The organism is uncultured Gemella sp. (genome assembly GCF_963525875.1).
GTDB lineage: Bacteria > Bacillota > Bacilli > Staphylococcales > Gemellaceae > Gemella.
In genome coordinates, this window is the sequence record NZ_CAURMG010000047.1 from 1 (window position 1) to 9045 (window position 9045).

General features: G+C 27.7%; 8 protein-coding genes and 1 pseudogene. 8 read left to right on the forward strand and 1 reads right to left on the reverse strand.

Going from position 1 to position 9045, the window contains the following annotated elements:
- Window positions 1–409 (reverse strand): annotated as a pseudogene (locus RWQ73_RS06975) (transporter); the annotation flags it as partial.
- A gap of 180 nt (window positions 410–589) precedes the next feature.
- Between RWQ73_RS06975 and tpx the strand changes: the two are divergent.
- From tpx to RWQ73_RS07015, 8 genes are all read left to right on the forward strand, one after another.
- Window positions 590–1087 carry a thiol peroxidase gene (tpx, locus tag RWQ73_RS06980; RefSeq protein WP_314407602.1) on the forward strand — a complete coding sequence of 166 codons (498 nt, stop codon included), beginning with the start codon at window positions 590–592 and terminating at the stop codon, window positions 1085–1087.
- 11 nt (window positions 1088–1098) lie between these two features.
- Entirely contained in the window at window positions 1099–1719 is a 621-nt protein-coding gene (locus RWQ73_RS06985; protein WP_314407604.1) for an MptD family putative ECF transporter S component, read from the forward strand.
- A 1-nt stretch (window position 1720) separates the two neighbouring features.
- Window positions 1721–2410, forward strand: a complete 690-nt coding sequence (locus tag RWQ73_RS06990; protein ID WP_314407605.1) for an energy-coupling factor transporter transmembrane component T — start codon at window positions 1721–1723, stop codon at window positions 2408–2410.
- A 4-nt stretch (window positions 2411–2414) separates the two neighbouring features.
- A complete protein-coding gene (locus RWQ73_RS06995; RefSeq protein ID WP_314407606.1) occupies window positions 2415–3845 on the forward strand; it encodes an ABC transporter ATP-binding protein in 1431 nt (476 codons plus the stop codon).
- A gap of 116 nt (window positions 3846–3961) precedes the next feature.
- Window positions 3962–4912: a DNA-binding protein WhiA gene (whiA, locus tag RWQ73_RS07000; RefSeq protein WP_314407608.1), complete on the forward strand. Its 951-nt coding sequence runs from the start codon at window positions 3962–3964 to the stop codon at window positions 4910–4912.
- Between the two features lie 19 nt (window positions 4913–4931).
- Entirely contained in the window at window positions 4932–5543 is a 612-nt protein-coding gene (locus RWQ73_RS07005; RefSeq protein ID WP_314407610.1) for an NUDIX domain-containing protein, read from the forward strand.
- Between the two features lie 349 nt (window positions 5544–5892).
- Window positions 5893–7101 (forward strand): sodium/glutamate symporter, encoded by a 1209-nt coding sequence (gene gltS, locus RWQ73_RS07010; RefSeq protein WP_314407612.1) that lies wholly within the window; start codon window positions 5893–5895, stop codon window positions 7099–7101.
- Between the two features lie 139 nt (window positions 7102–7240).
- Window positions 7241–8545 carry an LPXTG cell wall anchor domain-containing protein gene (locus tag RWQ73_RS07015; protein WP_314407614.1) on the forward strand — a complete coding sequence of 435 codons (1305 nt, stop codon included), beginning with the start codon at window positions 7241–7243 and terminating at the stop codon, window positions 8543–8545.
- Window positions 8546–9045 lie beyond the last annotated feature (500 nt).

The following is a 9045-nucleotide window of genomic DNA, read 5'->3' on the forward strand; positions in this document are numbered from 1 at the left end:
CTTTTTCAATACGCTGACGCTCAAGCTCTTTTTCACGAGCAATGCGTTCTTTTTCGAGGCGTTCCTTTTCTGCTCGGGCTAATTCATTTTTTTTACGAGCATCTTCAATTTTACGTTGTTCTTCTTCGAATCTCTTACGAGCTTTTTCTAATTCTAGTGCTTGTTTTTTTAATTCTTCTTCTCTTAATCTAACCTCTTTCTCTTTTAAACGAAGTTCATTTTCTAAAGCAGTCTCATCGAGTTTGTTATTTTTAATACTGCTTTCAGTAACAGAAGTTTCAGAGTTTTTTAAATTGAAAGTTTTAACTTGTTGTTTAATACGACCGAAAAAAGAGATTGAGGTATCTTTTTCTTCAGTAGAATCTGTAGTTTCATTTTCTACTACGAAATCTTTTTTTTCTTTTGACATAAAAAAAATCCTTTCACATACTATTCCATTCTATTATATCAAAAATTATAATAAAATTATATAAATATTACTTAAAATCCTAATAAATTATTATAAAAAACTTTTATCTATAATTGAAATGTGTTATCATTAAGTATAGATATTTTTATCAATAAATTATAATTTAAAGAGGTAATAATTATGAAAAAAACAATTAGCTTTAAAGGTACTCCAGTTACTATTGAAGATAAATTAAATGTAGGAGAAGTGTTCCCTAATTTTAGAGCTGTTACAAGAACATTGTCAGAATTTGAATTAACAGATTATAGAGGTAAGAATGTTATAATAAATACTTTTCCTTCTGTAGATACTGGAATTTGTGCATTACAAACAATTAAATTTAATAAAGAAGTTTCAAATCTTAATGATACTGTTGTAATTACTGTTTCTAAAGATTTACCATTTGCACTTGGTAGATTCTGTGCGGATAAGGAAATCAATAATGCTATTACTGTATCAGATTATAAATATCGTGATTTTGAAAATAATAATGGTCTTTTAGTCGAAGAATTAGGATTATTAGCGCGAGCAGTATTTATTCTTGATAAAGAAGGTGTAATAAGATATAAAGAAGTTCTACAAGAGATTGGAGAAGAACCGAATTATGAAGCTGCACTAGAAGAATTTAAAAAAATATAGTGGGGTAATAGATGACAGAATTAAAATATATAAATAAAGAAGAAAACAAAAATTTACAAATTAAAGACTTAATAACGTTAGGATTATATACTATTTTATTAATTCTTGTAATGGCAGTGGGAATAGGAATTTCTACACTTTTAACTTCATTAGTATTTGGAGGGAAAGTATATTTTGCTACTTATACTTCTATTACGGCTGCTTTAGTTTGTGGAAGTGTGTATAGTTTAATTTTTAATAAAATTAATAAAAATATGGCTATATTTATAATGATAGCAATTATTGGTATTTTCATGACTGTCTCTGGTCACTCTGTAGTAGGAGGAATTGTTCTAATTGGAGCAGCAGTTTTAGCGGAGACTGCTTTTAGATATGGGAATGAATATTTATCATATCTGTTCTTTAACTTAGGGAATATTGGATTAATATTACCAATGTTCTTTATGAAAGATTCTTATGTTCAACATCTTAAAAATAGGAATTATTCTGATGAGAAAATTAATTTAGTTATGAGTACTACAGATATGAAAACATTCGTATTTATAGTTATATTTACTATAATTTTTTCAATCATTGGTACGTATCTAGGAAGAAAATTATACTTCAAAAATTTTAATAAAGCGGGATTATAGTATGTTGAAGTTAGATATAAGAACGAAGATTTTTATATTGATTATTGCTAATATATTGATGTTTAAAATGATGTCAATTAGTGCCCATTTGGTTATTGCACTTTGCTTCTCACTATACTTAGGGGTAAGTTCTAATTTGAAAAGGATGATTAGATTTTTTGGAATATATCTTTTCTTCACTATTCATGAAGTATTCTTTGCTCATACAGTGACACTTCAAGTTGTTGACAGCTTTTTATTACTAACAGCACTGATGTTTAAAACATTATATTTTCCATTGTGTGCTGGTATGGCATTAGTAAGTAGTTCTAAAGTATCTGAACTGATTTGTTTTTTAAGAAGTGTAAGATTACCTAAGAAAATGATAATTGTCCTTGCGGTTTTATATAGATTCTTTCCAGTTTTACTCACAGACTATAAGTTAATAAGAAATTCATTAAAAATGAAGGGGATTGGAGTAAGTAGAGGTTACTACTTACTTCATCCAATTAAATTTTTTGAATATATATTTGTTCCTTATGTAATTATAAGCACAAATATTGCTAATGAACTTTCAGTTTCATGTTTGTGCCGTGGAATAGACAATGAAGAAAAACCGACTAGTTATATTGAACTTAAGTTTAGCAAAACTGACTATTTTGTCATGGTAGTTGTTACTGTGATTTTTTGTTATATTATGTTTATGAGGTGATAAATTGATAACATTTAAAAATTTTAATTACAAATATATTGAATCAAAAAAATTAAATATTGAAGATTTGTCACTAGAAATTAAAAAAGGCGAATGTATTTTATTCACTGGAGCAAGTGGCTGTGGGAAAACAACAATTATGAGGGTTTTAAATGGTCTAGCTCCTGAATTTTTCGATGGTGGATTCAGTGGAGATTTTAGAATAGCCCATCTAAGTATAGGAGATAGATTAAAAGATTTTTCTAAGGTAGTAGGTAGTGTGTTTCAAAATCCTAAGAATCAGTTTTTTAATTTAGACTCTACTAGTGAACTTGCTTTTAGTATGGAAAATTATGGTTATTCAAAAGTTGATATTCAAAATAGAATTGATGAAGTAGTAAAAGAATTTTCTGCTGAATTTTTATTAGATAGAAATGTCTTAGAATTAAGTGGTGGGGAAAAGCAAAAATTGGCTTTTATGGCTAGTATGATGCTTGATGCTGATGTTTATGTACTTGATGAAATTACTAGTAATTTAGACTTAAAATCTATAGAATTAATATCTTCAATAATAGAAACTTTGAAGAAAAAAGGAAAGACAATAATTGTAGCTGAGCATAGAATCTATTATTTAAAGGATTTAATTGATAAGATGTATATTATTAAAGATGGTAGACTAGTTCATGAAGTTACAAAAGAGCAACTATCTGACTTTGATAGTAGATTATGTCAAACTAGACAAATAGATTTATCAAAAGTAGAGCTTGGTAAGAAAGAACCTAGAAATAATAAAGAACAATATTTAAATATTGAGCAACTAGATTATAAAGTCCATGACCATCAAGTTTATTTGAAAAATGAAAGTTTTTCTTCATCAAGAATTTATTCTATAATCGGAGCTAATGGTTGTGGTAAAACTACGTTTGCTAATGCTTTAAGTGGATTACATAAATCTAAACACAAAGTCACACTTAATGGAAAAAATCTTAATAAGAAAGATTTAATAAGAAGTACATTTCAAGTTATGCAAGATGTGAATTATCAATTATTTACTAATCTTGTAGAAAAAGAGATTAAATTAGGTAGTGACAATTTAGAGTTGTTTGATGAAGTGGTAGATAAATTAAATATTAGGAAGTTTCTGAATCGCCATCCTAATACATTATCTGGAGGAGAAAAACAAAGAGTAGCTATAGCTTCGGCCTTATTATCAAATAAAAAAATATTAATTTTTGATGAACCTACTAGTGGCTTAGATTATATTAATATGATTGAGTTTAGTCGTTTGATAGAGAAAATAGCTGAACAAGATGTTGTTATATTCATAATAACTCATGATTACGAATTTCTTTGTCAAATCTCGGATGAAGTACTATATTTTGATAAGCAAGGTTTAAAAGAAAGAATAGAAGTAAACGACGATAACAAAAAGAAAATATTAGAAATAATGAGTTAATGTACATTGTATATTAACTCATTATTTCTAGTTTTTAGACTCAAATAATTTGTTAATTTGTTATTAACATGATAAAATAAATAAGTTATAGAATAATTAAAGTTAGGAGGGAATTTATGTCATATGCTTCAGATATGAAAAAAGAACTGACATTAATAGAAATTACTAAAAATAGAGAATTTCTATCAGAGTTATCAGCTTTGATAAAAATGAATGGAATTTTAAATATTTCTAATGGAAGACTAAGTTTAAGTTTTCAAACAGAAAATGCTTCAATAGCAAGAAGAATGTTTTCTTTAATTAAGTATTTCTATGATGTTCATGTTAATATTTCTGTAAGGAAGAAATTAAAATTAAAGAAAAATAATGTATATATTTGCCGCTTAGAGCAAAATGTAAAAGAGATTTTAACAGATTTATATATATTAAATGACAATTATACTATGAGAATAGATATTGCGAATGAACTTATAGATACGGATGATAAAAAAAGAGCGTATTTACGTGGAGCATTTCTAGCAGGTGGTTCTATAAATAACCCTCGTACTTCTAGTTATCATATGGAAATATTTTCGTCATATGAAGAACACAATAAAGAATTGAATGAACTTTTAAATAGTTATAAGCTAAATGCTAGAAGTCTTGAAAGAAAAAAGGGATATATTGTTTATATTAAAGAATCAGAAAAAATAGCAGAGTTTATCAATCTTGTTGGAGCATTTCAGGCGTTATTCCAGTTTGAAGATGAGAGAATAGTGCGTGATATAAATAATTCGGTAAATAGAATGCAAAATTGTGATATGGCTAATATGAATAAAACGGTAAATGCATCTGCAAAGCAAGTAGAAGATATTAATATAATAGAAGAGAGAATTGGACTTGATAATATAGACGAGAAGTTAAGAGTTGTAGCTGAAGCACGATTAAAATATCCTGAATATCCATTAAAAGAAATAGCAGAAATGATTGAAGATGGTAAATTATCAAAATCTGGTCTCAATCATAGATTTAGAAAAATAGCTAAGATAGCTAAAGAATTAAAAGAAGGAACCTATCAGGCAAAATAAAAAAAGTGAGGAAAATTAAATGAGTAAATGGGATGAACAAATATTAGTTGTAAATAGAAAAGAATTATTCAACAATGAAGAAAATCATTTTTATGGATTTATAGAAAAAGAAGATGAAAAAACAAGAAAAATTATCGATACATTTGAATCATACGAAGTAAAAAGACGTGGGGATATGGAAGAAGATCCTAGCTTCAAGCAATTAATAGGGTATGTACTATTAAAAGACATAAATACTGGCGAAGTTTTAGTGTATAAACGTTTAGTTGGAGGTGGAGAAGCTAGACTTCATGGGAAAGCATCAGTAGGTATTGGTGGACATATGAATGAAGTAGAAGGAAAATCAATTTTTGAAATGCTAAAAATTAATGCATCACGTGAATTAAATGAGGAAGTAGGAGTTTCGGAAGAAGAAGCATTGGAAAACTTACAGTTTATTGGATTGATAAATGATGACGAAACAGAAGTTGGTCAGGTTCATATCGGAGTGGTGTATGAATGTAAAGTTGATAAAAAACAAGTAGAAGTAAAAGAAGACGACACTTTAGTTATTAGATGGATGTCTAGTGCTGAGGCGAAAAAAGAAGAAAATTATGAAACTTGGTCAGAGTTTTTAAAACCAATTTTCTAGATTTTAAAAGGGTTTGCTATAAAAATCCTTAATTTTTTAAAAATAATTTTGACAATTTATATGCTTAGTGGTTTATTGATATCTAAATTTGCTTTAAAATAGCTTTTTAGATATTTAATAGACTTTGCGGGAGTGACTCGATAAAATTGATTTCTCCGAAATCACGATTTTAAGTCACTCTCGCTTTTAAATTTTTATATTGTAAAAAAATCTAACGTATAATTGATGGATATCTTTAAAAAGTGTAAAATATATTTATATAATGGTGAATACATGAATTATATATATTAAATAAGAACTTAATATGTATATTATGTGAGAAAATATAACAAAAAGAAAGGGTGTTATTATGTTAAATATTAAGATGGATATGATACAGACAGTGGGGTTAGCCGTTGTAATTTTAATTATAGGTAGATTTTTACGAAAGAGAGTAAAATTTTTTGAGACGTATTGTATACCTTCACCAGTAATAGGAGGCTTCCTATTTGCAATAATTAATTTAATATTACGTCAATCTAATTTAGTAATATTTGAGTTTGATAATACGCTACAGAGTTTCTTTATGACATTATTTTTTACTAGTATTGGATTTAATGCAAGTTGGAGATTGTTAAAAATAGGCGGAAGAAAAGTAATTTTATTTTTAGTAGCTTCGATAATATTAGTAGTTTTACAAAATATATTGGCGGTTGGTATTGGATATGCAACAGGGACTGATCCACTAATAGCGCTACTAACAGGTTCAACAGCAATGACAGGAGGACATGGTACGGCAGCAGCTATGGCTCCTATCGTAGAAGAATTAGGGCATTCAGGAGCAAAAAGTGTGGCGATAGCAGCAGCAACTTTTGGATTAATTGCTGGTTCAAGCCTAGGTGGTCCACTAGCTAACAAATTAATTATAAATAAAAAATTAGAAGTTGTTGCAGAAAAAGTTGATAATGAACAAGTAAAAAATGATGAATTTTTATTTAATAATGACGTTAAAAAGTTAGATGGAGAAAGTTTTGCTAAGGCATTTTTCATGATTTTGTTAGCAATGTTTATTGGTAGCTTTGTTTCAACATTTTTAAATCAATTTCTTAAATTTCCTAGTTACATAGGACCTATGATTGTCGCTGCTATTCTAAGAAATATATCAGATCATACAACTAAGTTTGACTTACATTACGAAGAAGTTCATATTTTAGAAGATGTTTCATTAAATCTATTTTTGGGTATGGCAATGATAACTTTAAAATTATGGGAATTAAGTAATGTAGCAGGACAACTTGTAATATTATTAGTTTCTCAAGCAGTGTTAGCTTGGTTCTTTATTTACTTTGTAACATTTAAATTTATGGGAAGTAATTATGATGCAGCAGTTTTATCTGCAGGGCATGTTGGATTTGGACTAGGTGCGACACCGAATGGTATAGCAAATATGCAAAGTGTATGTGATAAGTATAAGCATTCTCATATAGCATTTTTTGTAATGCCTATAGTTGGAGCTTTATTTATTGATTTTTTTAATGTAGCAATAATTAGCGGATTCTTTTCATTTTTATCAAGATAAGACGGGTTAGGTTTGATTAGTATCGTTTTACTAATCAAACTTTTTTAATATTATCTTGATGAGAAATATAATGTATAATATAATATAGTAAAAGTATTAATTATTGTTATCTAGTTAAATATAAAAGAAGGAGAATATAGTGAAAAATAATAAAAGAAAGATAAATAATATTACAGTTGCTTTAGTTAGCATTATTGGTATAGTTATGATTGATACAAAAGTAGAAGCAGCCTATAAACCATTTAGAAATGCAGTCATTATTGATAAAAATGGAGTAATTCCAGATTTAGGAATTACCTCTACAACTAATAATAATTCAACTATAGAAAAAGCTAACAGTGCTACTACACCAGTAAAACCAGAGGACAAGAAACCACAAGGGAATGCAGCTATAACAAAACCTGTAGTAGAATCAGGAAAAGAAAAATCAGGTGTTAAACTGGTAGAAAAAGAGTCAGGAAACAAAGCTGATGAAAAACAAGTGGAGAAGAAACCACAAGGGAATGTAGGTATAACAAAACCCGTAGTGGAATCAGGAAAAGAAAAATCAGGTGTTAAACCGGTAGAAAAAGAGTCAGGAAACAAAGTTGATGAAAAACAAATGGATAAGAAACCACAAGGAAATGCAGTAACGACAACACCTGTAGTGGAATTAGAAAAAGACAAAACAACAGAAAAACCGATTGATAAGTCAACTATTTTTAGAGATGTTAGGACTTTAACGAGAATTGTGGAGAAAGAATTAGAAAGAATAATGAATTCAGGTAATAAACTAAGAAACCAAGAAATTAACAAACAATTTTTAAGTAGAGATAATCTAGCTTCTGTAGATAATAGAGAAATGAATCAAGAAATTTTAAAAGCTAACTTATCAGGTCGTCTAGTTGAAGTATCATTTGAAAAAGGTAGTGTTTCTGCAGAAAAACTATATGTAGAGCCTTTAGCTGATAGTAGTTTAATTCAGTTAATTTCTAATAAATTGGGTAACCAATATAATATTATTGAAACTTTTGAAATTCATTTTGAAAAAAATAATAAAAAAGTTGATAGCAATATAGAACGAAAAGTAAAAGTGGCAGTAGTGAAAAAAGATAATTATGATTTAGAGGTTTATCATATATCCGAGGATAAGAAACTTGAAAAAATAGATAGTATTTACACTGAAGGAATAATAACATTTAAAACAAACCATTTCAGTAAATTTACTATTGTAGAGAAAATAAATATAGGGACTAAAGATTTAGAAGAAAGAACTAAAATAGAAGTTCCAGAAAAGGATAAAAACAGTACTATCAATGAGGAACTACCAAAAACAAACTCTTATAAGTTAAAGCTGGAGAAGAAAATATTGCCAAAAACGGGCGCAACTTCAATGTCTTTAGAAATTTTTGGAGTTGGAATGATTTTATTGGCATACTTTATTAGAAAAAAACAAATTATTTAAAAAGGGAAGAAAGGGAGACGACTCAAAGGGCATAAATTTAAAATAGTGTATATAACAATTCATAATCGCAGTAGTTTATTGGTATCTAAATTTGCTTTATAAAAGTTTTTTAGATATCTAATAAACTGAGTGGGGGTGACTCGACAAAATCGATTTTTACGAAATCGTGATTTTTGAGCCGCTCCCTTTTCTTTATTTATACATTATATTTTTAAATGAAATTCAAAATTTTTAAAAATATAAAGTTTAAGTAATAGTAATAATTTTTGGTATAAACATTAAGTTTAAAAAGTTTATTTCTACAGTAATAATAGTGGTTAGGTCTTAATAAGGGATATAGAAAATAGAATAATATTAGAAATACATTAAGTAAATCGTAAAGATGACTATTTACAAACCGATTTAAACATGTTATAATAAATCGAAATTGTTTCGAATTAATATTAAGGAGAATATAAATGAATAAGAAAAAGATGATTATTTCTAGTGCATGCGGATCA